Genomic DNA, 24,069 nt, shown 5'->3' on the forward strand with positions numbered 1-24,069 from the left:
ATGGAAAAGAAGAGACACGATCTGCTTGTCATCGGCTCCGGTCCCGGCGGCTATGTCGCGGCCATCCGCGCCGCCCAACTGGGGTGGAACGTGGGGTGCGTCGATTCCGAGAAGGTGTCCGGAGGCACGTGCCTCCGCGTCGGCTGCATTCCAAGCAAGGCGATGCTGGAATCGAGCGATATCTACTGGGAGGCGAAAGCAGGCCTGAAGGACCACGGCGTTGTGATCTCCGACTTGAAACTCGATCTCGCAGCCATGCTCAAGCGGAAGAATGACATCGTGAACATTCTCACCAAGGGCGTGGATGGGCTTTTCGCGAAGAACAAAGTCAAACGCTATGTCGGGCGCGCCCGGATCGAGGCTCCGAGTCGAGTGGTCGTGGCAGCGACGGCGAACGCCAAGTCCGGAGCTGCCAACGAAATCTCAGTCGAGGCCGAGCACATCCTCATCGCCACCGGAAGCGTGCCGGCCACACTTCCCGGAGTCGAAATGGACGGCGGCCGAATCGGCACCAGCACGGACGCGCTGGAGTTTCCGGAAGTGCCCAAACATCTGATCGTAATCGGGGCCGGCTTCATCGGCTTGGAGCTTGGATCGGTCTGGAGGAGATTGGGCTCGAAGGTCACCGTGCTGGAGTACTTCAAGAGAATTCTGCCCGGCATGGATTCTGAAATGGCTGATGAAGCGCTTCGCATTTTCCGGAGGCAAGGTTTGGAATTCCGGCTTGGGACGAAGGTGACTTCCGGCAGAATCGTTGGAAAGGACTGCGTCGTGGAAATCGAGGGAGAGGAGCCGATGCGGGGTGATCGCGTCCTCGTTTCGGTAGGCCGTTCATCCAACATTGAAGGCTTGGGACTTGAAGGGATCGGGATCAACCTCGACGAGAAAGGCCGGATATCCGTGAACGATCAGTTCGAAACATCGGTGAAAGGCATCTTCGCCGTGGGCGACGTCATCCGCGGACCGATGCTGGCCCACAAGGCTTCCGAAGAGGGCATCGCGTGTGTCGAGCGTCTCATCACGGGTTACGGGCACGTGAACTATGAGGCCATCCCGGGAATCGTTTATACCCAGCCGGAAATTGCCTCCGTCGGGAAAACGGAAGACGATTTGAAGGAAGCCGGTATCAAATATCGCAAGGGCACTTTTCCTTTTGTGGCGAACGGTCGGGCTCGCTGCCTCGGCCACCGCGAGGGAAGCGTGAAAGTGCTGGCGAATGCGGAAACCGATCGCGTTCTCGGCGTTCATATCATCGGTCCTCGGGCAGGCGACTTGATCGCAGAGGCCGCCGTCGCCATCGACTACGCTGCAACCAGCGAAGATCTGGCTCGCTCCTGCCACGCCCACCCCACTCTTTCCGAAGCCCTTCGCGAGGCCGCCCTCGCGGTGGACAAGCGCGCGATCCACGCGTGACACGAATTCAGGTCCTCAACCGGACCTGTCCCTCACCCAAGGAAGACCTCGAACTCGACGACCGCTTGCTTGACGAATGCGACCGCGGCAAGCATGGGCCGGCACTTCGATTCTGGGAGTCTCCAGTGCATTGCGTCGTCCTCGGCACCTCGTCCCAACCGGAGCGAGACGTCAACGACTCTGAGTGTGAGCGGCTGAACATTTCGATTCTGAGGCGCTCCAGCGGTGGCGGAACCGTACTCATCGGTCCCGGCTGCCTGAACTTCTCTCTTGTGCTCCCCATTCCAGAATCCGGCCCCCTCCGGAACATCCAGGACACAACCTGTTTCATCCTCACTCGCCACCGTGCCGCGTTGGAGCCAATTCTCGGAGCGCCGATCGAATCCCAGGGAACAAGCGATCTCACTCTGGGAGGCCGCAAGTTCTCCGGTAATGCCCAGCGCCGCAAGCGCCGCGCCCTCCTCTTCCACGGAACGTTCCTGTACGATTTCGATCTCTCCCTCGTTGAGCGGGTCCTCCACGCACCGCTTCGGCAGCCTGCCTATCGATCCGAGCGATCCCACAAGGATTTCCTGATAAACCTGCCCCTGCTGCCCGGACGGATCAGAAAGGTCTTGGAAGGCGCTTGGTCCTCTGGTTATTCCGAAAGTCTCCAAGTTTGCTCTGCTCCCACACGCTCCGATTCCACCCACCCCTCAAATTCGAAAGCCAATTGACGCAGGCCCGAAGCAAGCGACTGGCGTCATCTTGAGCTGGCCGATTCATTTGTAGTCGCGCCGAACTGTGAACACCATTGACGGCTTTCCACAAACGGCTCGCAGCCCCGGTTGGTCCCATTGGGGGCGAAGTCGGAAGAAAGTCGGAATTCGCGGATCTCCCGGCCTGTGGATCGCATTCTCGACCTTTCCGCACTCCTCCGCTCCTCGATTCATCACGCTGCGTGTGGTTCCCGCCGACATTCCCTCCACCTCCAAGAGCAGGGACAAGAATGCCATGGAACAACCTTGAGAAGAGCCTCCGCGGCAACCCTGTCGAAGGGTGAGGCCTTATTCTGGGAGCACCCGATAGCCCGTCCAGTCGTGGATCATGAGGCCGGATATTCCGCCCTCCGCTGGAGTGGCTCCGATCGCGGAAATGAAATCCCCCACCTTCTTTTTGGAGGTCCCGGAGAGAGTTCTATTTCCTTTTCCTGCGGACGGGATCTCCCGATAGCCCGAGCTTTTTTCGGAGGAAACCCCGCACTCGCTTCATTCGCTGCGCGGCTGTGCGCGCCTCGGCGGGGGAGGCTTCCTCCCCAGGGTATCGGATCTCGACGGAATAGGGTTTCAGAGCCGCAGTGTCGCGGCGGAGTACTTCCATAAGGGGATCCTTCTCGACAGCTTCACTCAGGAGATGCTCCAGATCGTGCGTCTTCGGAAACGTGATCCGGTGAAGAACCAGAAAGCCTTTCAGGTATTTCTCGACACATTGCTGCGCGTGGAAACAAGCCACATCGGGTGCGTGAACCAACCGACCTCTGACCAAGAGATTGGCTACAAGGAAGTCCTGTTCCGCTTACCTCACCCACTCGTCGACATCCCGATCCCTAGCTCTTGCCATTTCTATCGTAAAGGATCTTGCCCTTGGCCAGCACTTCTTGCCAGAAAGGCCGAAATCCTGTTCTGAGCCGTTCAATTTCGGAAGGTGTTCGAACCAAGATGTCCATGGAGATGGTCCCAGGGTGGCAAGCCAGAGAAATGTCTGTTGCCCGTGCCGCAGGACGTTTGCGACTCCTCATGATGACCAGAAGGTCCACGTCGCTATCCGGGCCAGGCTTGCCGTAGGCATGGGAGCCGAACAGAATGATCTTGTCGGGACGAAAGTTCTCGACAATCTTCCTTGCTATCTCTTGCAATAGACCGGGAGATACATGCATCGTTGAAAGGTTACACCCGTGGGCGGGCAAACGGAAAACCGAGAAGGCTGGGGTCGACGCCTATGAACGAGTCCGCTTCATTCGGGGAGCACCCGATAGCCAGTCCAATCGTGGATCATGACGCCGGAGAGGCCGGATGCGGCGGGGCTTGAACCGATTTCGGAGATGAATTCCGACACGCGTTTCTTCGATCGGCCGGCGAAAGACAGGCGCTCGGGGCGCACGAGGTATCTCTCACGGATCCGAAAGCTTGGAATACCATCGGCGGCAGGCGGCGCGAAAATCAGCCGAGAGGTCTGTGCCTCCACGCGCGCTTGGGCCAGGAGGGGATCCGCTTCCCGAACCAGCACGATATGCTCTTCGAGCGCCAGAGGGCGGGTCTCTATCGCGAGCCAAACCGGGACGCCGGTAAGTCTCGAATAGCGAATCCAATCGCCGGAGATATCGAAAAGTTCTCCCCGATCGGTCCGATAGCTCATCACCGCCACGTCATCGACGATGTTCATCACCGAAAATCCGACGGGACGACCCTCCACGCGCCGCTGATTGAACCAGAACGGCATGACCACGGACAAGCTCGATCGCTCGCCGACCAGCGCCGCCAGACGCGAAATCAGCTCCACGTATTTTCGATCCCCTATTTCGGGGTCGGCAGCAAACTGCGGAAGTAGGTACGGCTCAATGTCCAGTTGAATACCCGCGGCGGCGTTTCCAGGCAGTGAGAGAGCCTTTTCCACCCTCCCGACCAGCGGATCGGGGTTGAGCACCGCTTCGGGATATCCGTCCAAGGCGAGGGACTCGATTCCCTGCTTCTGCGCGGCGCTCAAGAGCTCACCGTAGGCCTTCCAGACTTCCTCCCCTTCCGCAAGGTCCGGGATCTGGATCGAAAGCCTCGTACATTGAAGCGAGAGGCAAGTCTCGATGGTACGCCTTGGATCCTGCAGGGCATCCTTGTACTCCCAGAGCCAGAGGCCCGTCCTCAATGGCAAGCTGGAATCCGACGATATCGCCGCCAATCGAGCTTTGTCGATGGTCACGCTTTTTCCACCCTTCCCCAGCGTCACGACGAAACCGGCGAGACGGCGCAAATCCACCGAAGGCGCAATCGAGGCCAGCGGAAGGGTAAGGTCCAATTTTCCGTTCGACTTTGCCACCTCGGTCCCCGCTCCGATCGATGGACCGATCCGGTCGGCCAGCGAGAACGTGAACGCTGCGATACCTGACACTTTCAGAGCCAGCGAACCGAACGAAAGAACATCCAGCAGGTCGTCCTTTCCCCCGAAGGGTATCAGCCACCGACAGCCCGCATGCGCGTTGCCTTTCGGCGTCAGTCGGTAGGACTTCGCAGACCTGACGACGTCGCTTTCGCATCCGTTCTGCGCGACGGGATCACCCAGACGCGGCAGGAGGTCAACGGCGGGTCCGGAAAGCACTTCGATCCTGGGTTCCACGGACACAGTCAAAGCGAATCGAAAGGTCACGGACGGTTTTTTGCCTTCGATCAGAACGACTTCGATTTCCTGGACATCCGGACCGGGAATCGTCTCAAGTGGGATTTCGGTTCCATTGGAGGCTCCCGACATGGCGGCAGGGCAGACCATCAGAAGGAGTGTGCAGCGCGCGACGCGGCACAGCGCGCGAATTCGCATCCCCTTCAATTGGCCTACCATCGGCCGAGTACGCCCACGCTCGCACCGACTCCCCAAGGAGTCCGCTCGGCATCATTGAAGGACACGAGCAGCGACACCCCTAGATGCCTGGAAAAGTACCGTTGCGCCCTCGCAAGAATGTCAGTGGCGTATCGGAGATCCAGCCGGGGCCCGGGTCCCAGGACGATCACCTGCCGCCCAAGGGCGCCGCCGATCTCCACGAAATCATCCCCCGATTCGAAGAAGTATCTCGCCGAGCCGGCGCCCCGATATCCGATTTCACCGTGGCTGGGGTTGGCGAAGGCCCGCCCCCGCAGGTACCAGTTCCCGAGATAGCGGCCGAGGGAAATTCCCGGCATGTTCACTACGCTCTCCTTGAACATCATGTTTCTATAACTGGCGGAAACCTCCCAGCCCCCTCCAAAGCCTTGGAACAACTCCGCGTACACATCCGCCGTCGGCATGACGTCGGGATCGAACACCCCCTGGACTCTGAGATTGCCATAGGCCCGGCTCCAAAGGCCGAAGTAGGAGTCGAGCGCCACTCCCTCATCCCATTTGCCGAATCGGGAGACTCGAAAACCCTCCAAAATCAGCGAGGCCGGAGCGAACTTCCGCTCGAGGCTACCGGTGAACACGTGCCAGTCGGCTTGATCCTTTTCGAACCGCTGAAACTCGTACCGAGCGGAGGACTTCCAGGGAAACTCACTCTCACGGGCCAACGTCGAATCGGCTCCGAAGAGGATCGAAACAGCAAATCCCGCCGCGGCCACCCCACCCTTCATCAGGCGCAAGCGTTCGCACCCACCCCCACCCGAACCCTCCCCCGTCGAGGGGGAGGGGGTAGGCGCAGGCTTTATGCCTGCGTCCGAAGACGCACCCGTAAAGGGTGCGGCTACCGTCCCTTCCCCCCTTGCGGGGGAAGGTGAGGATGGGGGGTGCTCATCGCGTGCCATCACGCCATCGCCCCCTCCGTTACTCTTCGGGGACGACGAAAGGTACACCATCCAATCACGCCGTCGCCCTCTCCGTCTCAAAGCCCTTGCGAGCCAGCGTTCCCCAGGTCTTCACCCCCCGGACGGACGAGAGAAATCCGCGAACCCGCCAGTAGGTCGAGAATTGGCGGTAGCCGAAGTTCTCGGCGAAGGCGAGAAGGAACAACCGAAACAGGTCGCCGGTCTTCGGATACCTCCTCATTGAGAGTTCCTCCAATCCAACCGCCATGATCGAGAGCGAAACACCGAAGACCACGGCCACCATCAGGAAGGCGAAGACATAGGACGGAGGCGTGTTCCCCAGGGCCACGGTGCCGATGAACGCCAGATAACCTCCCAGTTCGATCACCGGACCCAACATTTCCAGAAAGAAGAAATACGGGAAAGCGATCAGCCCAATTCGCCCGTAACGCGGGTTGAGCAACATTCGTGAATGCCGAAGCAACGAGTCCATTAAGCCCCGCTGCCAGCGATCCCTCTGGCGGGCGAGCTGTTTGATCGATTCGGGACATTCCGTCCACGCCACCGGATCGGGAACGAAGGATATCTTGTATTTCATGCCTTTCTCGCGGCAGTACCGGTGCAGGCGTACCACCAGCTCCATGTCTTCCCCCACCGTATCCGTGGCATAACCGCCCACCTCCACCACGGGCCCGCGCTTGAACAGCCCGAAGGCTCCCGAAATGATCAGGGTGGAATCCATCGCATCCCAACCCATGCGTCCCGACAAGAAAGCACGGAGATACTCCAGGACCTGTATCCGGGCCAGGAATTTTCGCGGAAGCCCAACGGAGGTGACGCGGCCCTGCACGACCCTGCACCCGTTCACGACACGAATGATCCCCCCGGCGGCGACGGTCGTCGCATCCTCCATGAAGGGGCGGACGATGCGAAGGAGCCCATCGCGTTCCAGAACGCTGTCGGCGTCCATCGCGCAGTAGAGGGGCGTCCGGCAGAAATTGATGCCGGCGTTCAAGGCATCGGCCTTCCCGCCATTGTCCTTGTCGATCACCCAAAGATTGGGATGCCGCCGGCTGCGATAGGTACCCCTCACCCGTTTGGTGGGAATTTCGGACGTCGGATACCTCGCGGCGGGAGCGAGATCGAACGCCTCTTTCATGCGATCCAAGGTGCGATCCCGGGAACCGTCGTTCACCAGCAGGACATCGTAGTCGGAATAGCGGAGCCCGAGAAAGGACCGCACCGCATCCACGCAGGTTTTTTCCTCGTTGAACGCGGGCGCGATCAGGGTGATGGGAGGGGGACCCGCCGACGCGATGAGATTTTCGAAATCGAGGGCCCGCATCCGCTTCGCGTATCGCCGGAGGGCGCCAAAGGCGAATAGGCTGGTGATCAGGTAGGCCGTGTTGAGCAGCACGAAGTACAGGAGGACGATCGCATTGATCGCGCCGATCGCCTGCCATATCCGGTGGATGATCACGCGGCCGACTCCAGAATCTGCTGGGCCAGGATGTGTCTCGGATGGCTTGGGGCCTCTGCGATGGCCTCGAGGATTCCGTCTGCTCCGATCCCCTTCAGCGCGGTGGCCGCCTGGATGGCCACCCAAGGAGACTTGTCCATGAAGGCCCGCCGGAGGACGGCCACATCCTCCATGTCACCCAGCCTTCCCAAGGCTCCGATGGCTTGGGCCCGAATGGAAAAGTGACTCGATTTCGCCTGGCGCCGGATGAGGTCAAGGTGTTCGGGGCGTCCGACCGCGCCCAACAACCGCAGGCACGCGGCCACAAGATCCACACTCTGTTCCGTTTCGATGATCGCCGCGGCCCTTTCCGCCGCCGAAAATTGATTCAGGCGGAGCAGGGCCTCGGCGGCCACCGAACGAGCGGAGGTTTGCTTTTCGGGGTCTGAGAGAAAGCCTTCGAGTTGCGGGGCCAATTCCGGCCCCACAGCCGCGAGCATGGCCGCCAGGAAGCCCGGGCTCCAGTCCTCAAAGCGGTGGAGGTGATCCATGATCGCCGTGGCATGACCCACAAACTCTTTCTGCGCCAAGGCTCGTGCGGCGATCATGGCCACGAGCGGCGAAGGATCGTCAAGGAACTTCAGGACTTCGTCAGCGTACTCGGGAAGTCCGAGGCTGCTGAGCATCTGAACGGCGCGCGCCCGGTCCTCGGGATCTTTAGACCGGCGCCTACGGGCTATTCGGGCAAGAAACGGATGGGCCAACGAAGATAGGGTGCGTCGCTCCTCGCCCCGGAATCGGTTCGCGTAGCGCAAGAGGAATTCAAGAAAGTAGTCCCGATCCCAGGGGCGGATCCATTCGGCAAGGAACGCGGTGTGCCGCCCTCGCCCGACGGCCTCCATCACCCAGGGTTCCCACTCCCGTTCCAGACGAGCCCAGCGTCTGGCCTTGATGTTGTTTCGCAATCGCATCATGACTGTGAAACCGGCGAACAGGAGGGTCAGTCCAAGGAGGACCAGGACCGATATGCCCAGGTAGAGCAGCACCTTGTCCTGAAGGAAACGGTCCGCCAATACGTCAAGTCCCATGGGGGCGATCTTCCCAGCAACGCTGGCCGGGAGCAACCGGTGGATCCAGTGGGGCAGGCGGGTCAGCCGCGCGTCATCTGCCGGCGGATTCGCGCCACCAGTTCCACGGGAGAGAAGGGTTTGGTGATGGCGTCGTTCGCTCCCAATTCCAGGGCGCGCGACACCGTCCCCTCGCTCCCCAACCCCGCCAAAAGGACGATCGGAACCTTCCGGAGGAACGGATGGCCGCGAAACCGACTCAACAGTTCCAAACCGTCCATTCCGCGAATCTCAACATCGAGGATGATGAGATCGGGCGCAGCCTTCTTGCAAGAATCCAGAGCGACGATTCCCTCCGTGTATGTGGACACTTCAAATCCTTCCCGCTCCAGACGATGCTGGAGCACGGATGCCACGATGGGATCGTCCTCGACCAGCAGCACCTTCTTGACCTGCAGAGCCGTTCCCTCATCGGAAAAAATCACCCGGTCCCGGCCGGCCCCTTTCGCCGCGTTCATGAGGCGGATCGCCTCACGGACGACATCCTCCACGCGGTCCCCGGCCCGAACGGGCGTGACCCCCGCGGAGAATGTCGCTTTGAATTTCCCGCCATCCCTTGATTGAAATGTGCCCTTGCGAAGATGCTCCAAGGCCTTTTCGAGGGCCCGTGCCGCCCCCTTGCCATCGGTGTCCGGAAAGAGGACGACGAATCCTTCCCACCCCCAGCGCGCCAGGAGGTCGGACTTCCGAAGCCCCTGGGAGACGACTGCGCTGAAGCGACGAATCACCCCGTTGCCCACGGAGCGCCCGTAGGATTCGTTGATCAATTGAAGATGATCGAGATCGAGCATCGCCACCGAAACCGGCTCGCGGGTCCGAGCGGCATGCGACTGCGCGCGCTGAAAAGCCTCGATAAAGGCCCCCCGGCTCGGCACGCGCGTCAGGGGATCGTAGAGCGATCCGCGAGAAATCTCATCGGCACGTTGGAGGCGCGCGGATACGACGGTGGCCAAATGCTCCAGATCGAGCGGCTTGGTCAGAACGTCCTCCGCGCCGAGGGCCAGGCATTCCAATCGCGTCCGCCGGTGGGCCGAATCCGAAAGGATCAGCACGGGAATCCCAGACGTGGCCGACTCCTCCTTGAGGCGCACAAGGAGGTCTCTGGCGTCGATGTCGGGCAGGAACATTCCGAGAAGAATCAGTTGGATGTTGGACGAGGCCAGGATCTCACCCGCCCTCGCCGCGGAGTCCGCCGTAACGATTCGACGGCCGGAGGAAGTCAGCCGCTCACGCAGGGCCGCGAGAACGTTCGGATCCGAATCGACCGCCAGGATGGATTTGCGGCGATCTTCCGGAATACCGTCGACGGTATGGAGCATCGCCAGAATCCGACCGAGGCGATCGGGCATCGCAGCATCATCGGCTAAAGCCAGGGCTTGAGCCGCATCGGTAATTTCACAGAAGCCGCATTGTGCGCACAGGGAACGGATGGAATTGGCGATACGCCGGATGGAACCGACGGACTCCACCTCTCCCTTGCCAAGGGCGTCCCGCGCCGCCTCCAGCGCCGCGGCGCGGGCCAGAAGGGCTTCGTGACACCAGTTCTTGAGGTCGTCCGCTTCCGTCATGGTCTTGCCGCCGACAGGGTCGGCCTTTGGAGGTTTGGGACGGGACTCCGCGCGCCTACGCAGCGGAGATCTTGGAAGGCGAGGCGTTCGGATCAGTCATCTCCGCCGCAATCCTTGGCGTTGTTGGTATCCGAGCATGACCCCCCGTGAACCGTGAGGATCCTGAGCCCACCGAGGCCGGAGGCAACGAACAGCACATTTCCCCGATAGGAGACATGGTTCACCGATTCTTGTTTGGCAAATTGAAGCCGGCCCAGCAGGGGAAGGTCGAATGGGGCATCTGCATTGTCCTTCTCAAGGTTGCCGGTCGCCCGTGCCACGTAGACGCCTGCCTCGCCGTTGGAGATGAAGACCAGATCCCCGTGAACGGAAACCGCATTGGTAACCACCACGGAGGCATCCAGCCCGGAAACGGTTGGGACCGCCACGCGGGAAAGAATGCTCCCGCTCTTCAGAGCGATCACCTGCGCGCCCTTCGATCCCGCCGCAACGAAGGCTTTTCCGCCCTTCACAACGACCGTGGATTTGGATTGGGGAATGTCGGCTCCCTCGAAGGGGAAACTCGAAATCAAACCGGCGGACGAACGATCCAGCACGGCGAGCCGCCCGTTGGTGCCCTGAACCACCGCAACCTGATCCCCGGCCACGTCCAGCCACCGGGCATCGCTTAGGACGGCGCTGGACAGGAGCGAAATGGACTTCGAATCGAAGATGAAAAGCCCGCCCCCATCGCCCGAGGTCGCATAGACACGGCCTCCCTGGACGGCCACGGCCGTTCCGGCGAAGCTGCTCAGGGCCACCCTCAGATTGTTTTCCAGCCCCAGTTTCCCCTGCGAAGCCGACATGCGCTCCAGCACCGCGGAACTTGTGAACCCGGCATCGCCGGTGGCCTCCGCGAGGAACACCTCGCCTGACTCGTATGCCACCGCGTTGATGTCGGCGTTCTGGAACACGGCTTGGGAGATCAGCTTGGGTTCTTCGGGCTTGGTCACGTCAAATACGTTGAGCGCGCCCGCGTACACGTCCCCCTTCACATTGTAGCTCACGAACGCCAGGTGGCCCGAGATGGCCACGGAGGTCGCCTGGACAGCCTGTCCACCGACCGTGGGGGGGTGCACTTCCGCCACGAGTTTGAGGTCGATGGGTTGGGGGGACGATGGAGCCCGACGAATCGCGCTGGGGTCCGCCACGCCCTCCACCGGCACGGTCGTATCGGTCAACTGAACCTGATCGCCCAGGCTGGATTCGTCGTTGGTGATTGAAACCCGGCCCTCGGATTTTTCATCCGACCCGGAATCCTGGCACCCGGGAGCCAACCCGAACGAAACAATCAGAAGGGCTGCCGAAATTGGGGTGGGCATGAACATCCGCATTAATGACCTCTCTTGTCGTGGAAGGCTACCAAAATGCTTGATGAAATGCAATGTCGGGCCTCACTTTCGGTCACTGATCTGGGAAAGAAGATGCTCCATCAAGGGGAGGTAGACATTCCAGAAGAAAACCTCTGGCTTGACCCGTGGGTTCATGGGCAGCAGCCGATAAAAGAACTCAAGGCCCCAGATTTTCCAGGTGAACGGGGCGCCTTGGATATCGGCAAAATCTCCGGCGAAATAGAAGACCGGAACCTGTCCCTCCATCTTGCGCATCACGGCAGGGAACGAATCGGGAATGCCGGCCTTCAGGATCTTCTCCTTCCCCACCTCCGAGACGTTCAACTGATACCGCGCCAGTACAGAGGCGCCAGGCGGGACACGGACGACATCAAACCAATAGAGGTAAGGGAGCCCGGACTTCGCATCGATTGCGCCGCTGTTCGATTTCTCGATTTCGAACGTCACACCATCACGGGATATGTCGTTCCGCGTCGATAGGACCACCAACCTTCCATCGTCGTGCACGAAGAGAAGGCCCGGCCCGCTGAAGTTCCACGGTTCTCCGTATTGCCGCTCGTACCCCTGCACGGCCCAGAGGGGAACCTCCCCACTTCGATGCAAGTTGTCGAAAATCCGACCAACCCAGCCGGACCATTCCACCCCGAGAGTTTCGGAGAGGATCCTCCGTGCTTCAGCGCCCGTGGGCGTGGCGAAGGAATTGAACTCCGCGATCAGCGCCGTGCCTTTGCGTACCGCATCCTGAATCTGTCCGGCCTCCTTGACTTCGAGTCCACCATAGAGGAGCGATGAGAATTTGCCTCGGGTATCTCCCAAGTAGTATTCACTCGCATACACACCGTAGGTGTCCGCGATGTAGAGCAGATCGACCCCCTCAAGCGAGTCCGGCAGCGATTGGACACGGAATTTCTTTTCCGGCAAAGGATGGAATCCGGCGTAGTCCCGGTCGTAGGCGAAATCCGAGCCGTCCGGCTTCACGACCTTGAGATGATTCAGCACCCACATCAGCCCCTTATGCTCGCGATAGCTCGGATCCGGAACCGTTTTGTCGAGGATTACGACGGACAGGGGGCGCGCGTCGGATTGTCTCCAAATCAGGTGCGGACCCAAGACCAGCAGCGTGACTGTGGCGAGAAGGAAGAGAGACCACGTTCCGCCCTTTTTCAGGGCGGTCTTATTTTTTCCTGCCAGCTTGAACCTTCCCGAGGAGTTCCAGGGCTTCCTGATTCTGGGGATCGAGCTTGAGGACCGTTTCCATCCTGAGCGCCGCTTCTTGCGAATTTCCCTGCCGGAACCGCACGTGGCCGAGTCCGATCAGGCCCGATACATTCGCCGGATCGCCTTTGAGCACGGAAGAGAACTGAACGTCCGCCGTCGAAAGATCGTTCTGCCGCAGAGCCGTGTATCCGAGGCCGAGCTGCCCATCCGTACTTTCCGGTAGATCCTTCAGAGCGGACTCGAAGGCGATGCGAGCGCCCCCCATGTCACCCGTGTGATAGGCGGCCCAGCCGCGAAGCAGGAACGCAGGCGGCTCCGGGGCGGCTATTCCCGAGAGGGTTTCGATTACCTGCGCATACTTCCGCTCGTCGAATTCCTGCTGGGCGCGATCCAGGAGTCGGGTGTCTTGCGAACGGTCCCCTTGGCGGATGAGGTAGCTCCCCGACTCCGTACCCCTGGCGTCCAGAAGCGCTTTCACCCTGGCCACTCGATGGATTCCCAGATAGCAGTGAACATAAACTTTTCCGTCGATCCCGGCGATGCCGGCTGCCGCTTCAGCGGCACGTTGCTCCGCATCCGCGCCAAGCGCTTTTCCAAGAATGCTCGCCATGGGGAGATTGATTACCGTTACGCCGTATTTTTCACCCAGCGTTTTCTCGCGTTTCAGCAGCACCGCCTCATAGGGAACCCTGGGATCGAGAAGGCTGGCGATGGTTTTCACCCCATGGCCTCGAAGGATTTCGAAGTCGCTCTCGACCGGGTACGGCCCGATGATGACCTTGCCACCGGTATCGGAAATCTTGCCGCGGAACAGGCTCGTCAATGGATTGTCCGGCGTCAGGAGAATCCAGACCGCCGCGACCCCGAGGAGAACCCCGGCGCCAATAATTGACCACACCCAACGCTTCATAATTTTTCTCGTTTACCCGGTAGCGCGATGCTTTACAAGAGGAGAAGGTTACGACCGGGTGCTTGAGCCAAGATGGCGATGGCACCGGCTTCCTTGATTGCGGGCAGGATTGCCCGCATGACGAAACCCAGTGCCTGAGCCAGGAAGGCGATGGTATTCGCTTCCTCTGACGTCGGCAGGATTGCCGACATCAGGAAGCGAATGCCGGCGGGCCGGATTGAACGGCCAACCTAGGGCTTATGAGACCCTCGCTCTGCCATTGAGCTACACCGGCGACTTAGTTGTTTCGCAAGGTTAGCCGACCTCACCGCCTTTTGCCATCCCCCTCGGTGGCTGTCTTGATGGCTGTTGGGTCCCCTACCTTCACGTCCGAAAGCTTCTCAACAGCCGACTTCATGTGGTCGGGTGAAAAATGTGCATAACGAAGGACCAAACTGAGCGACTTGGGGGAATGACCCAGGAGCTTCCCGATTTCAGCAAGTGGCACGCCAGCCATGGCCAGGCGACTCGCGAAATCGTGGCGCAGATCGTGAAAATGTACGTCGTCTACTCCCGCCCGCTTCGCAAGACGTCTGAAAAAATTCGACAAGTAGTGGACGGCCCTGCCGAACCACGCGGGGAAAATGGGGAGCTCCTTGATTTGCCCCGATGGGAGCGTAGTCACATTGCCCGCATCCCTTACCTGGACTCTCCGGATCACTCGGAGCCGAAGCCCCCATAGAATTTCGTACACTTCGCTGTTCATCGGTACCTCGTACGTCTTACCGCCCTTATTCTCCCGGACCGTGATAGTGCGCTTGTGAAAATCAGCATCGCCCCACCGGAGCGATGTGAGTCCCGTCAGGCGAATCCCCGTGTTCCACGCGATCCTGATCAGCGGGATGTTCTCCGTGTCACATGCCGATAGCAACTTCGCGCGCTCATCTTCGCTCAGATACCTGACCCGGTCATTGTCCTCCGTGAGGAAAAGCCCCCGCTTCTTGGGGAATGCGGCGGGGTTCGTCTTGACCCTCGTCTTAGGGTCGATCATCGAACGATAGTAGATAGCCCGGAGAGTCCCGATGTATCGATTCACAGTTCCCGGTTCATGTCCCTCTATGAGACGTTGTTTCACGCTCTCAATGTCGTCGGGCGTAATCGTATCGGCGGGCCGATCCCCAAGAACCTTCGTCCAAAACTTTACGTGACGTTCAATCGACGGCATGTACTTCCCATTTTTCACCGCGTACTCAACATAAGCCGACGCAATTTTTCGGAATTGAATTGTTCCTGCTCGCCCGACCGACTCCGGGAAGAATTTTGCTTCCCGCACTTCCGTTTTGCGCTTCCGATAGACCTCAACGGCCAGCCCCCTCGGGCCAACTTTTTCTCGGTGACGTTTCCCGATCTGGTCATAGAACACTACCCACCACACTCCCGATGCCTTGGGGTACTCGTACACACCCCGCTGTTTCTTCGCCTGCCTTCCCATCTTCAAACCTCCAATTATTCCTTTCCGCCGATCCGCAAGGCTCCGTCCATGATCTTTTGAATCACCTCCTCCCTGAAGCGAAGAGCACGCCCTAATTTCACCACCGCTCCCACCGGGAACTTTTTCAGATAGACCCATTTGTAGACCGTACTAACCTTCAGCCCGAGCTTTTCAGCCAGGTCAGGGGGTCTGATGAGTTTCTGCATCGCGCCTACCTCCTCCCCTTGTCCTGGGGTGAAACAATCGTGCCATAGAGTCGTGCCGCCAAAACGCCCGCCGCGAGGATCAATCCTCCGACGGCCGCAGCTTTGGCGATCTCCTTCCCGAAATGCCGCTGGTCCGCCGCCCTTCGGAGCTTGAGGCACTCGCTCTGAAGAATTCCCAGGACCTGCCTCGCCAGCGGGTCTAGCCGAACTTCCTTGCCTCCCGCAGCTTCCCACCTGAAAATGCTACTCGGGTGAACACCAGCAGCCTTCGCCAGCTGTATCGGCGACAGCCCGAGACACTCTCGAAGGTCTTCGATCTCCTGTCCGGTCATATTTATATAGAGTCTTATATACAATCCTATACAAGTCAAGCGATTTTTCTCCCTCAGGAGGTGTGCCAATGAGGGTGCTCCGAGAGGTGGACTGCTCAACAGCGGAGTCGTACAATTACCGGAATTGACATGGTGCAGGGGCTGGGCGACGAACTAGAGTGGAAGACCCGGAAAAAGCGAATCGATCCGAGGCTGGATGCCTGCGACTGGAGATTACCCACGAAAGGGCAAGTGCCCCTTCGGACGCCGTACCGGACCGAGGAATACCCTACAGATAACGGGCCGGCAGATTACGCCCTGCATCTTGACGGGAAAGTTCTTGGGATCGTCGAGGCGAAGAAGGTAACACTCGGTCCGCAGAACGTTCTGACTCAAGCAGAGCGGTATGCACGCGGGGCCACCAATAACGGGTTCGATTTCAATGGACTGCGTGTACCGTTCCTCTATTCGACCAACGGTGAAGTGATCTGGTTCCATGATATCCGACATCCCCTAAACCGGTCCCGTCGCATCGCCGGATTCCACACGCCCGAAGCCCTAAAAGAGCAACTTGGCCGCGATTTCGACGCCTCCTGCCGATGGTTTACGGAGAATGCGAATGCCCACCCAAGATTGCGCCCCTACCAAGTAGAGGCAAACACCGCCACGGAGCAGGCCATCGCGAACCGGAAACGCGAAATGCTCGTGGCGATGGCCACGGGCTCCGGCAAGACGTTCACCATGGCGAATCAGATGTATCGATTCATGAAGTCCGGTGTATCCAAGCGCATTCTTTTCCTGGTGGATCGGCGGGCGCTCGCCGCCCAAGCCGTTCGCACGCTCGCCTCATTCGAACCGGAACCCGGACAGAAGTTCGACAAGCTCTACGAGGTTTACAGCCAACGTTTCCACCGCGACGATCTCGACGAAGAGGAGAAATTCGATCCGGAAGTCCTTCCGTCAGACTACCTGCTGAAGCCCAGCCCCGATCACTCGTTCGTTTACGTCTGCACCATCCAGCGAATGGCGATAAATCTTTTTGGACGGAACGCGATTTTCGGCTCGGGCGACGAGGAAATCGACGAGGATGCCGATCACCTCGATATCCCTATCCACGCCTTCGATGTCGTCATCGCCGACGAGTGCCACCGAGGCTACACATCTCAAGAACTTTCGGTCTGGCGGAACACGCTCGACCACTTCGATGCGATCAAAATCGGCCTCACCGCCACACCCGCCGCGCACACGACGAGCTATTTCAAGGAAGTCGTCTTCCGATATGAGTACGAACGAGCCGTCCGGGAGGGCTATCTCGTGGATTACGATCCCGTTGCCGTTCACTCCGATGTGCGGCTGCGCGGCGTGTTCGTCAAAGAAGGGGAGAAAGTTGAGAGGGTGGATACGGAGACCGGAAACGAGCAACTCGATCTCATGGAGGACGAGAGGCATTTCGACGTGCCGGAGGTGGAACAGCACGTCACGTCTCCGGATTCCAATCGCAAGATCATTGAAGAACTCAAGAAACACGCCTTGGAGCATGAACAGAAATACGGGCGCTTTCCCAAGACGTTGATCTTCGCCGCAAACGACCTGCCGCACACCTCCCATGCCAATCAGCTCGTCGACATCTGCCGCCGGGCATTCGAACGGGGCGATGCCTTCGTTCAAAAGATCACGGGATCGAAGGACGTCGACCGACCTCTCCAGCGCATCCGGGAATTCCGCAACCGTCCCCTTCCGGGTATCGTCGTCTCGGTCGACATGATGTCCACCGGGGTCGACATCCCCGATCTGGAATTCATCGTTCTCCTTCGGCCCATCAAGTCCCGCATCCTTTTTGAGCAGATGCTGGGCCGGGGCACCCGGAAGGGCGAAAAACATCCGGACAAATCCCATTTCACGGTATTCGACTGCTTCGGCGGTTCTCTTTTGGAATACTTCCGGAAGGCCACGGCAATTTCGGCCATCGCGCCGGAACGGGTGGCCCGGACCATCGAAGAGGTCATCAATGATGTCTGGAGCAACCGGGACCGCGAGTACAACATCTGTTGCCTGGTGAAGCGGCTTCAACGTATCAACAAGGAGATCGCGCCCGAGGGACGTGACAATCTGAAAGTTTTCTTGCCTGATGGCGATCTGGGCCGATACGCTCAAGGACTCCCCCACGCGCTCAATCAGGATTTCGTTGCCACGATGAAGCTCTTACGCGATCCCGACTTTCAGAAACTCCTGACCGATTTCCCCCGACCGAAACGCGTCTTTTACGTGGCCATCGAGAGCCAGGACACCGTCAGCTCGGAAGTCCTCATCCGGGATGCGGTTGGAAACGAATGGACGCCGGGGGACTACATCAAGGCCTTCCACGCTTTTGTTCGGGAGAATCCGGATCAGATCCAGGCGATTGGAATCCTCCTCAACCGACCCCAGGATTGGGGGATGGAGGCGCTCGTCGATCTTCAGAGCAAGCTGGCGGTCACCAAACTGCGGTTCACTGTGAAGAACTTGCAGACGGCCTACGGCGCACGCTACAAGAAAGCCCTGGTGGACATCATCTCGATGATCAAGCATGCGGCACGCGAGGGGGAACCTCTCCTGACCGCCGAGGAGAGGGTTGAGAAGGTGTTCAACATCATCAGGTCGCGCTACGAATTCAGCTACGAACAACAGAATTGGCTCGCCAGAATCCGCGAGCATCTCGTGGCCAATTTGTCCATCGACCCGAAGGACTTCGACGAGATTCCTGTTCTCTCGCGCGAGGGAGGATGGCAGAAAGCCAGAGGTGTTTTCGAGAAGGGCCGGCTTCGCCAAATCCTCCAGGATTTCAACCAATCCATCGCCGCATGAGTGACGTCGTCCAAAAACTTTGGGGCTTTTGCCACACCCTCCGTCACGACGGCATCAGCTACGGCGACTACATCGAACAAATCACCTATCTGCTCTTTCTGAAAATGGCCGACGAGAAGGACGTGAGAATTCCCAAAGCGTGCGCGTGGCCCGAACTTCGTGCCCAATCGGGCAGCGACCTTCTCGACGGCTACGTGGATATTCTCCGAAAGCTTGGGAAGGAGAAAGGCATCCTCGGTGATATCTACTCCTCCGCGCAGTCGCGGTTCCGGAATCCCGTCAATCTCAAGAAATTGATCAGTTTGATCGATGAGACGGAATGGACGGCGCTCGGCGTGGACGTGAAGGCCGAAGCCTACGAGGGCCTCCTGGAAAAAGCGGCCAGCGAGGGCAAGAAAGGAGCGGGGCAATACTTCACCCCGCGCATTCTGATCCAGTCGATTGTCCGTTGCATGAAACCCGATCCGAGGAAACACGCCGAGTTCACTATTTGCGATCCCGGCTGCGGAACGGGTGGATTTCTCGTGGCGGCGTATGAATGGCTTGTCGGTCGAACAAAGGGCGGCGCGCTGGATCGCGAGATCGCAAAGCGAATTAGGGCGAAAACCTATTTCGGCCAGGACCTCGATCCCCAGCCGCGCCGTCTTGCCCTGATGAATCTCTATCTCCACGGTTTGGAGGCGGTCATCGCGCTGGGCGACTCAATCTACGAGCCACCGGGAAGTGAGAAGTTCGATGTTGTCCTGACGAATCCACCTTTCGGGACGCGAGGCGCGAACCAAGCGCCGGACCGGGAAGATTTCACCGTGGCCACGTCGAATAAACAGCTCAATTTCGTCCAGCACGTCCTCACCATTCTGAAGCCCGGCGGTCGGGCGGCGATTGTGTTGCCGGACAATTGCTTGTTCGAGGATCAGGCCGGAGAGGTGATGAAAATACTCACCGAGGATTGCGATCTCCATACGGTATTACGCTTGCCGCGTGGGACCTTCACCCCCTACAGCCAGGGCGTGAAGGCAAATGTTGTGTTTTTCACCAAGGGATACGCGACGGAGACGGTATGGATTTACGACGCCCGAACGAACGTGCCGGGGATCACCAAGAAAGATCGCCCGCTCGCGCCGAAGCACTTCGAGGGATTCGAGAAGTGCTATGGCTCCGATCCGAATGGCCGTGGAAAACGGAATCCGACGGACTCGAAGGAGGATCGTTGGCGGAGCTTCCATATTTCAGATGTCAAAACCCACGATTTCAAGCTGGACAGCTTCAAATGGCTCAAGGAAGACTCCCTTGAGGACGCCGATGACCTCCCGGACCCAGAGGAACTCGTAGCCGACGCCGTTTCCGAACTCAATGCCGCCATGAAGGATTTGAACAAGATCATGGCGTATCTTGAGAATGGAGAAGCGGTACCAAACAAACCGAAGGGGACATGATAGTTACAGCACCCAACTCGGCGACCGGCACTCCTTCGGCTCCGAGTCACTCTGAACTCCCCGAACGGTGGACAATTGCCAAGCTTCTGGAGGTTTGCGAGCTGAATCCGAAGAAGCCGGCGAGGAACGCCCTGCCGAAAACCGCTCCAGTATCATTCGTGCCAATGGCGGCGGTAGACGAGAAGGAGGGCGCGATTCGTATAGTCCATGAGCGGGCATTCGCAAGCGTAAGGAATGGGTACACTGCCTTTCGTGAAGGCGACGTATTGATGGCAAAAATCACCCCGTGTATGGAGAATGGCAAAGCGGCTGTTGCCCGAGGCTTGAAGAATGGGATCGGTTTCGGATCAAGCGAATTCCATGTTCTCCGTCCGTCCCCGCAGGTGTTGCCTGAGTTCATCTTTCACTTCATTCGGCAAGAATCGTTCAGAAGGCGCGCCGAAAATGAAATGACGGGTTCAGTGGGGCAAGAAAGGGTACCAACGGAATTCTTCGACGATGTCGAGATTCCGTTTGCGCGCATATCAGACCAGAAGCGGCTTGTGGCGGTCGTTGAAACCCTGCTCGCCCAAGCCCATTCCGCCCGCGAACGTTTGGCGCGGGTGCGTGGAATAATGAAGCGCTTCCGTCAGTCCGTCCTCGCCGCCGCCTGCTCCGGCCGCCTCACCGCCGACTGGCGGGAGGAGGAGGCCGTGGCTTCAGAGATCGCTGACGAGCCTTGGCAATTCGAAAGCATCGCTTCTGTGTGCTCAGAGGTTGTCGACTGCCCACACTCAACTCCAAAGTGGGCCGACAGGGGCGAGATCTGTCTAAGAACCACAAATTTCACCATTGATGGGTTGGATCTTTCGACCGTACGGTACGTTTCGCGTGAGACCTACAGTCAGCGGGTGATCCGGCTAGAGCCGAGGCAGGACGACATTGTGTATAGCCGAGAAGGAGGAATCCTCGGAATAGCATGTATCATTCCAGCGGGCCTTCGCGCGTGCCTGGGTCAGCGGATGATGCTTATGCGTTGCAACCAGAAGACAATTCGGGCCAATTTTCTTTGCCATGTACTGAACTCCCCTCAGATGATGCATCGCGTAGTAGAACTCACCGGCGGGAGCGCTTCTCCGCATCTCAATGTAGGGGTCATTAAGAGGTTTCCAGTTCCATCTCCTCGACTAGAAGAGCAGGATGAAATTCTCCGTCGCGTCGAGTCCCTTTTCAGGCTCGCGGACAAAATCGAGGAGCGCGTTTCCACCGCCGCCGCCCGCGCCGACAAACTCACCCAATCCATCCTCGCCAAAGCCTTCCGCGGCGAACTTTTCCTCACGCATGCTGATTCAACCCATTGCGAACCGACCTCCGGACATGCAATTAAACGATGAGGCAGATCACGCAGCCGAATTGGTGCTTTGGGAAAGGACCTGGCGACAAAGATCGGAAAATGTCTTATAGATTGTCACTCCGTTCGCGGATCGGCCGCGGAAGAACTTCTTCATCTTTTTCTGGACGCAATCGGAAGGATCCACCACCACGATTCTACGGTACTTTGTATTCTTATCATTCATCGCCTTTGAGAGAATTGCCCGAAGATGGAAATCGGTTGAGATGAGGGAACATCCGATGATTACAATCTGATCTGCGTCCTTTGCGGCTCCGTATGTAGCTATCCATAGCTTCCGCCAGAATTGGTTCCTAAAGAATTTCGAATAGAGCGGCGGAACAAAGAGGCGTACCAATCGTTGCGCCTTCCTTTCATTTACCATTGGGAGTGCAGTCATTCGGATCTCAGAAACAGGGCGACGTTCAAGCACTTCTTCGAGATTCTTGGAGTTCCCTTTAGCGAACCAGTTAAGTGACCCGTGGGGCTTGAGAAGCCGCACACTTATGAGATGCACTTGCTGGCCATACTGGGGGACTGAGATTTCACTGCTTAGTCTTGCGGAAAAGCCGTACCCTTTTCGAGGATTCCAGCCCGCCGTAAATAACGCGTTGTCTACAAGCGTGTCATAGTTGAGGGAGACGATCACATCATGCGGTTGTAGCGAACGTGCGAGAAGATCGTGATGTTGAATGCCATCCCGAGGACGACAAGTCTTTTGAACAAAACGGAACAAGTGGATCAACAGATTGAGAAAATCTCTAATTTCGGGCCTGTACCCTACCGATGTTTTTCTGCCTCTCCCCTTATGAAAGATTTCCGGCAGATCTTTGGAGATAAAGAGGATGCTAAAGACTTCCTCCATGGTCGGTTGGCGGAAGCCTTTCGGTCCGACCTCGTGGTTCACGAAATCAGCAAGCCGGTCGTAGGCGGCTCTATGCGTTTGGCCGTCATTCGTCCGAATGTATTTTCTGAGCACTTCAAAGAAATCGCCATTAAGGGGGGCAGTTACCCGAGGGGAATGCGTCCCTCTAAGTGCACCTTTCGTCGCGCCGGCGCCAAGGACGATCAACGTCTTTGAGTTGCGACCATTGATGATCACTGCAACTCCCTCACCCGTCCGAAACCACAAGACGGCGTAAGCGCAACCGCATCATGAACAGCCAGCGGCTTACCTTCTGCGCCCAACCTTAGTGCGCCGCCCAGCGTATTTCCTAGGATTGAGAATCTGCGAGAGACGTCCTTGCGAAATCCCCATAGCGCTGGAAATCTCCGGATTGGGAATCTCGGCCTTCCTCAGAAGTAAGACCAGAAGCCGGGACATCGTCCGAAGTTCCTTCAGGATGAGTTGAGCTATTTCGTCATTCATTCTTCCCCCCGTTGTTAGGAATTCCTTCGGGGAAGCTTGGCGATCCCCCTCTTGCGTAGATTCGCCAAGGCCACATTGACGGTATTAGAAGTCGTGTTGAGGGCTTTGGCGATCTCTGTGGGCCGCATGCCAGCAAGGCTTAGAAGCCGGATTTGTTCAGACTGAGTTTTCCCCTCCGTCATCCGTAGAACCATCAACGTAAGAATCCCATTCAGCTTTGATACGATCGATTGGGCTAATTGCTGTTCCATTAGCTAGATCCTCCTCTTCGATTTCGCTTGTGCTATGGTTGCCGTAACGAAGTTAATTGGCTTCCCTACAATTCGAGCAATCTCTGAAGGGCTTGCTCCCATTGCAAGCAGTCTTCGGATCTTCTGCGCTGCGCTGGCGATTTCATCAAAATCGACCTGGTCAAGCAGAAGAGCCGTGATGAGGTCGAGCCGTCTTGCAATTCCCTCAAGAATGTCATCTTTTCGTTTCATAGCTACCTCCTTGTGTTACTAAGCATAATATCTAGCTAAGAGGCTGTCAATAGGCAATACTCCAGTCATTAGTTAGGCTATGAATGTTCGGAGGCGTTACACTTTATTACGGTCAATCAAGGGTTACCGGCGAAGGTCATCCATCCGGTCCCGCAGGCAGGTGAGGAGCCGGATCAGGGCCTCCGGGCTCATGTCTCCCCCATCCCCGAACGGAAGTCTCCGATTGGCGCTCCGCCGCCGGCTCACGGGAACCCTGCGGCAGAAGACCTTCGGAGAGGGCCGATCCCGGCGCTTTGAGGCGGTTTCCGGTCGACGACACCCATTTCCGTTTCAGCGCTCAGGACGATAGGATCCTTTCTCCATTCCTCTTCATCCTTGAGCTTCTCAAGCCCCCACCGCCGTCCCCGGTCGATAGGCTTCCTCCCGTCGTCGCTCAGGCCGCTGAACAGCCGCCAAGCCGTCTCCTGAACCAAGTCCTGCGCACGGACCACGTAATCCCGCGCCCAGTACCAAGGAACATCGCGGTGCTTGAGGAGATCGATCCATTTCCCAAGGGAAGTAGGCTGCCGGCGCAGGGTTTGAAGGCTCTCCATCTCGGACCAAGGATCGAAGGATGGGGCCGATGGCTTCGACCGCCTCCCTCCGATCCGGCCTTTCGTTGCACGTCTACCCACGGCGGGTGAGCACCTCGAAATCATGCGCGGTGATCCGGTGCGTCGGCTGGACGAACCAGGCCCATGGACGCTCCGGATCGTGGTCGCGGAAAACATCGAGCCTCGCGCGGAGGCGCACATCGAGGGCGACCGGACTGTCGATGTAAAGGGCGACGTCCGCGAGCCTGACGAGCCAGGGGTACTTCTCAGGCACCTCCACGGGAGCCTTGAGTCCTTTTTCCACCGCCGACGCAAGCCGCGCATGGCCGACAGTGCCCTTGGAGGCGGCGTAGAAGCAGATAGAGTCCCCAGCCTTGGCCGA

General features: G+C 58.6%; 22 protein-coding genes and 1 tRNA gene. 5 read left to right on the forward strand and 18 right to left on the reverse strand.

Going from position 1 to position 24,069, the window contains the following annotated elements; all coding sequences use genetic code 11:
• The gene (lpdA, locus tag HYT87_05390; GenBank protein MBI2059188.1) at positions 1 to 1,413 is read left to right on the forward strand and encodes a dihydrolipoyl dehydrogenase; all 1,413 of its coding nucleotides are present in this window, start codon (positions 1 to 3) and stop codon (positions 1,411 to 1,413) included.
• The gene (locus tag HYT87_05395; protein ID MBI2059189.1) at positions 1,410 to 2,129 is read left to right on the forward strand and encodes a lipoate--protein ligase family protein; all 720 of its coding nucleotides are present in this window, start codon (positions 1,410 to 1,412) and stop codon (positions 2,127 to 2,129) included. The genes lpdA and HYT87_05395 overlap by 4 nt, the downstream gene beginning before the upstream one ends.
• A 460-nt stretch (positions 2,130 to 2,589) precedes the next feature.
• On the opposite strand, the gene HYT87_05400 is transcribed toward HYT87_05395, so the two are convergent.
• The 14 genes from HYT87_05400 to HYT87_05465 all read right to left on the reverse strand — a co-directional run bounded on the left by HYT87_05400 (position 2,590) and on the right by HYT87_05465 (position 15,684).
• Positions 2,590 to 2,904, reverse strand: a complete 315-nt coding sequence (locus tag HYT87_05400; GenBank protein MBI2059190.1) for a HEPN domain-containing protein — start codon at positions 2,902 to 2,904, stop codon at positions 2,590 to 2,592.
• A gap of 94 nt (positions 2,905 to 2,998) precedes the next feature.
• Positions 2,999 to 3,307, reverse strand: a complete 309-nt coding sequence (locus HYT87_05405; protein MBI2059191.1) for a nucleotidyltransferase domain-containing protein — start codon at positions 3,305 to 3,307, stop codon at positions 2,999 to 3,001.
• Between the two features lie 98 nt (positions 3,308 to 3,405).
• Entirely contained in the window at positions 3,406 to 4,998 is a 1,593-nt protein-coding gene (locus HYT87_05410) for a hypothetical protein (protein ID MBI2059192.1), read from the reverse strand.
• Positions 4,992 to 5,762: a YaiO family outer membrane beta-barrel protein gene (gene yaiO / locus HYT87_05415; GenBank protein ID MBI2059193.1), complete on the reverse strand. Its 771-nt coding sequence runs from the start codon at positions 5,760 to 5,762 to the stop codon at positions 4,992 to 4,994. The genes HYT87_05410 and yaiO overlap by 7 nt, the downstream gene beginning before the upstream one ends.
• A 226-nt stretch (positions 5,763 to 5,988) precedes the next feature.
• Positions 5,989 to 7,398 carry a glycosyltransferase family 2 protein gene (locus tag HYT87_05420; GenBank protein MBI2059194.1) on the reverse strand — a complete coding sequence of 470 codons (1,410 nt, stop codon included), beginning with the start codon at positions 7,396 to 7,398 and terminating at the stop codon, positions 5,989 to 5,991.
• An 11-nt stretch (positions 7,399 to 7,409) separates the two neighbouring features.
• On the reverse strand, positions 7,410 to 8,480 hold the full coding sequence (locus HYT87_05425) for a HEAT repeat domain-containing protein (GenBank protein ID MBI2059195.1): 1,071 nt from the start codon (positions 8,478 to 8,480) through the stop codon (positions 7,410 to 7,412).
• A 62-nt stretch (positions 8,481 to 8,542) separates the two neighbouring features.
• Positions 8,543 to 10,087 carry a response regulator gene (locus tag HYT87_05430; protein MBI2059196.1) on the reverse strand — a complete coding sequence of 515 codons (1,545 nt, stop codon included), beginning with the start codon at positions 10,085 to 10,087 and terminating at the stop codon, positions 8,543 to 8,545.
• 92 nt (positions 10,088 to 10,179) lie between these two features.
• Complete coding sequence (locus HYT87_05435) at positions 10,180 to 11,448, reverse strand: hypothetical protein (protein ID MBI2059197.1); 1,269 nt, start codon at positions 11,446 to 11,448, stop codon at positions 10,180 to 10,182.
• 72 nt (positions 11,449 to 11,520) lie between these two features.
• The gene (locus HYT87_05440) at positions 11,521 to 12,483 is read right to left on the reverse strand and encodes a hypothetical protein (protein MBI2059198.1); all 963 of its coding nucleotides are present in this window, start codon (positions 12,481 to 12,483) and stop codon (positions 11,521 to 11,523) included.
• A gap of 169 nt (positions 12,484 to 12,652) precedes the next feature.
• A complete protein-coding gene (locus HYT87_05445; GenBank protein ID MBI2059199.1) occupies positions 12,653 to 13,594 on the reverse strand; it encodes a tetratricopeptide repeat protein in 942 nt (313 codons plus the stop codon).
• A 214-nt stretch (positions 13,595 to 13,808) separates the two neighbouring features.
• Positions 13,809 to 13,880: transfer RNA gene (locus HYT87_05450), tRNA-Met, on the reverse strand.
• Positions 13,881 to 13,910: 30 nt separating this feature from the next.
• Positions 13,911 to 15,077 carry a site-specific integrase gene (locus tag HYT87_05455; protein MBI2059200.1) on the reverse strand — a complete coding sequence of 389 codons (1,167 nt, stop codon included), beginning with the start codon at positions 15,075 to 15,077 and terminating at the stop codon, positions 13,911 to 13,913.
• Between the two features lie 14 nt (positions 15,078 to 15,091).
• A complete protein-coding gene (locus tag HYT87_05460; GenBank protein ID MBI2059201.1) occupies positions 15,092 to 15,283 on the reverse strand; it encodes a helix-turn-helix domain-containing protein in 192 nt (63 codons plus the stop codon).
• Positions 15,284 to 15,288: 5 nt separating this feature from the next.
• Entirely contained in the window at positions 15,289 to 15,684 is a 396-nt protein-coding gene (locus HYT87_05465) for a hypothetical protein (protein ID MBI2059202.1), read from the reverse strand.
• A 60-nt stretch (positions 15,685 to 15,744) separates the two neighbouring features.
• Between HYT87_05465 and HYT87_05470 the strand changes: the two genes are divergently transcribed.
• Genes HYT87_05470 through HYT87_05480 form a run of 3 tightly spaced genes read left to right on the forward strand, consistent with a single transcriptional unit; the run spans position 15,745 to position 21,247 of the window.
• A complete protein-coding gene (locus HYT87_05470; GenBank protein MBI2059203.1) occupies positions 15,745 to 18,438 on the forward strand; it encodes a DEAD/DEAH box helicase family protein in 2,694 nt (897 codons plus the stop codon).
• Positions 18,435 to 19,874 carry an SAM-dependent DNA methyltransferase gene (locus tag HYT87_05475; GenBank protein ID MBI2059204.1) on the forward strand — a complete coding sequence of 480 codons (1,440 nt, stop codon included), beginning with the start codon at positions 18,435 to 18,437 and terminating at the stop codon, positions 19,872 to 19,874. The genes HYT87_05470 and HYT87_05475 overlap by 4 nt, the downstream gene beginning before the upstream one ends.
• Positions 19,871 to 21,247: a restriction endonuclease subunit S gene (locus HYT87_05480; protein ID MBI2059205.1), complete on the forward strand. Its 1,377-nt coding sequence runs from the start codon at positions 19,871 to 19,873 to the stop codon at positions 21,245 to 21,247. The genes HYT87_05475 and HYT87_05480 overlap by 4 nt, the downstream gene beginning before the upstream one ends.
• Before the next feature lie 6 nt (positions 21,248 to 21,253).
• On the opposite strand, the gene HYT87_05485 is transcribed toward HYT87_05480, so the two are convergent.
• The 4 genes from HYT87_05485 to HYT87_05500 form a co-directional block, all read right to left on the reverse strand.
• Entirely contained in the window at positions 21,254 to 22,345 is a 1,092-nt protein-coding gene (locus HYT87_05485; protein MBI2059206.1) for an SIR2 family protein, read from the reverse strand.
• A 521-nt stretch (positions 22,346 to 22,866) separates the two neighbouring features.
• Complete coding sequence (locus HYT87_05490; GenBank protein MBI2059207.1) at positions 22,867 to 23,094, reverse strand: hypothetical protein; 228 nt, start codon at positions 23,092 to 23,094, stop codon at positions 22,867 to 22,869.
• Between the two features lie 242 nt (positions 23,095 to 23,336).
• Entirely contained in the window at positions 23,337 to 23,768 is a 432-nt protein-coding gene (locus HYT87_05495; GenBank protein MBI2059208.1) for a hypothetical protein, read from the reverse strand.
• Entirely contained in the window at positions 23,761 to 23,991 is a 231-nt protein-coding gene (locus HYT87_05500) for a hypothetical protein (GenBank protein MBI2059209.1), read from the reverse strand. The genes HYT87_05495 and HYT87_05500 overlap by 8 nt, the downstream gene beginning before the upstream one ends.
• Between the last annotated feature and the right edge of the window lie 78 nt (positions 23,992 to 24,069).

Source organism: Nitrospirota bacterium, assembly GCA_016180645.1.
Classification (GTDB): Bacteria; JACPQY01; JACPQY01; order JACPQY01; family JACPQY01; genus JACPAV01.

Excerpts from the sequence above, each read along its gene's own strand:
- HYT87_05490 (MBI2059207.1), bottom strand. The coding sequence starts at position 23,094 with ATGAAACGAAAAGATGACATTCTTGAGGGAATTGCAAGACGGCTCGAC.
- HYT87_05410 (MBI2059192.1), bottom strand. The coding sequence starts at position 4,998 with ATGGTAGGCCAATTGAAGGGGATGCGAATTCGCGCGCTGTGCCGCGTC.
- HYT87_05480 (MBI2059205.1), top strand. The coding sequence starts at position 19,871 with ATGATAGTTACAGCACCCAACTCGGCGACCGGCACTCCTTCGGCTCCG.
- HYT87_05470 (MBI2059203.1), top strand. The coding sequence starts at position 15,745 with ATGGTGCAGGGGCTGGGCGACGAACTAGAGTGGAAGACCCGGAAAAAG.
- HYT87_05430 (MBI2059196.1), bottom strand. The coding sequence starts at position 10,087 with ATGACGGAAGCGGACGACCTCAAGAACTGGTGTCACGAAGCCCTTCTG.
- HYT87_05475 (MBI2059204.1), top strand. The coding sequence starts at position 18,435 with ATGAGTGACGTCGTCCAAAAACTTTGGGGCTTTTGCCACACCCTCCGT.
- HYT87_05440 (MBI2059198.1), bottom strand. The coding sequence starts at position 12,483 with ATGTGGGTGCTGAATCATCTCAAGGTCGTGAAGCCGGACGGCTCGGAT.
- HYT87_05425 (MBI2059195.1), bottom strand. The coding sequence starts at position 8,480 with ATGGGACTTGACGTATTGGCGGACCGTTTCCTTCAGGACAAGGTGCTG.
- HYT87_05435 (MBI2059197.1), bottom strand. The coding sequence starts at position 11,448 with ATGCCCACCCCAATTTCGGCAGCCCTTCTGATTGTTTCGTTCGGGTTG.
- lpdA (MBI2059188.1), top strand. The coding sequence starts at position 1 with ATGGAAAAGAAGAGACACGATCTGCTTGTCATCGGCTCCGGTCCCGGC.
- yaiO (MBI2059193.1), bottom strand. The coding sequence starts at position 5,762 with ATGAAGGGTGGGGTGGCCGCGGCGGGATTTGCTGTTTCGATCCTCTTC.
- HYT87_05455 (MBI2059200.1), bottom strand. The coding sequence starts at position 15,077 with ATGGGAAGGCAGGCGAAGAAACAGCGGGGTGTGTACGAGTACCCCAAG.
- HYT87_05460 (MBI2059201.1), bottom strand. The coding sequence starts at position 15,283 with ATGCAGAAACTCATCAGACCCCCTGACCTGGCTGAAAAGCTCGGGCTG.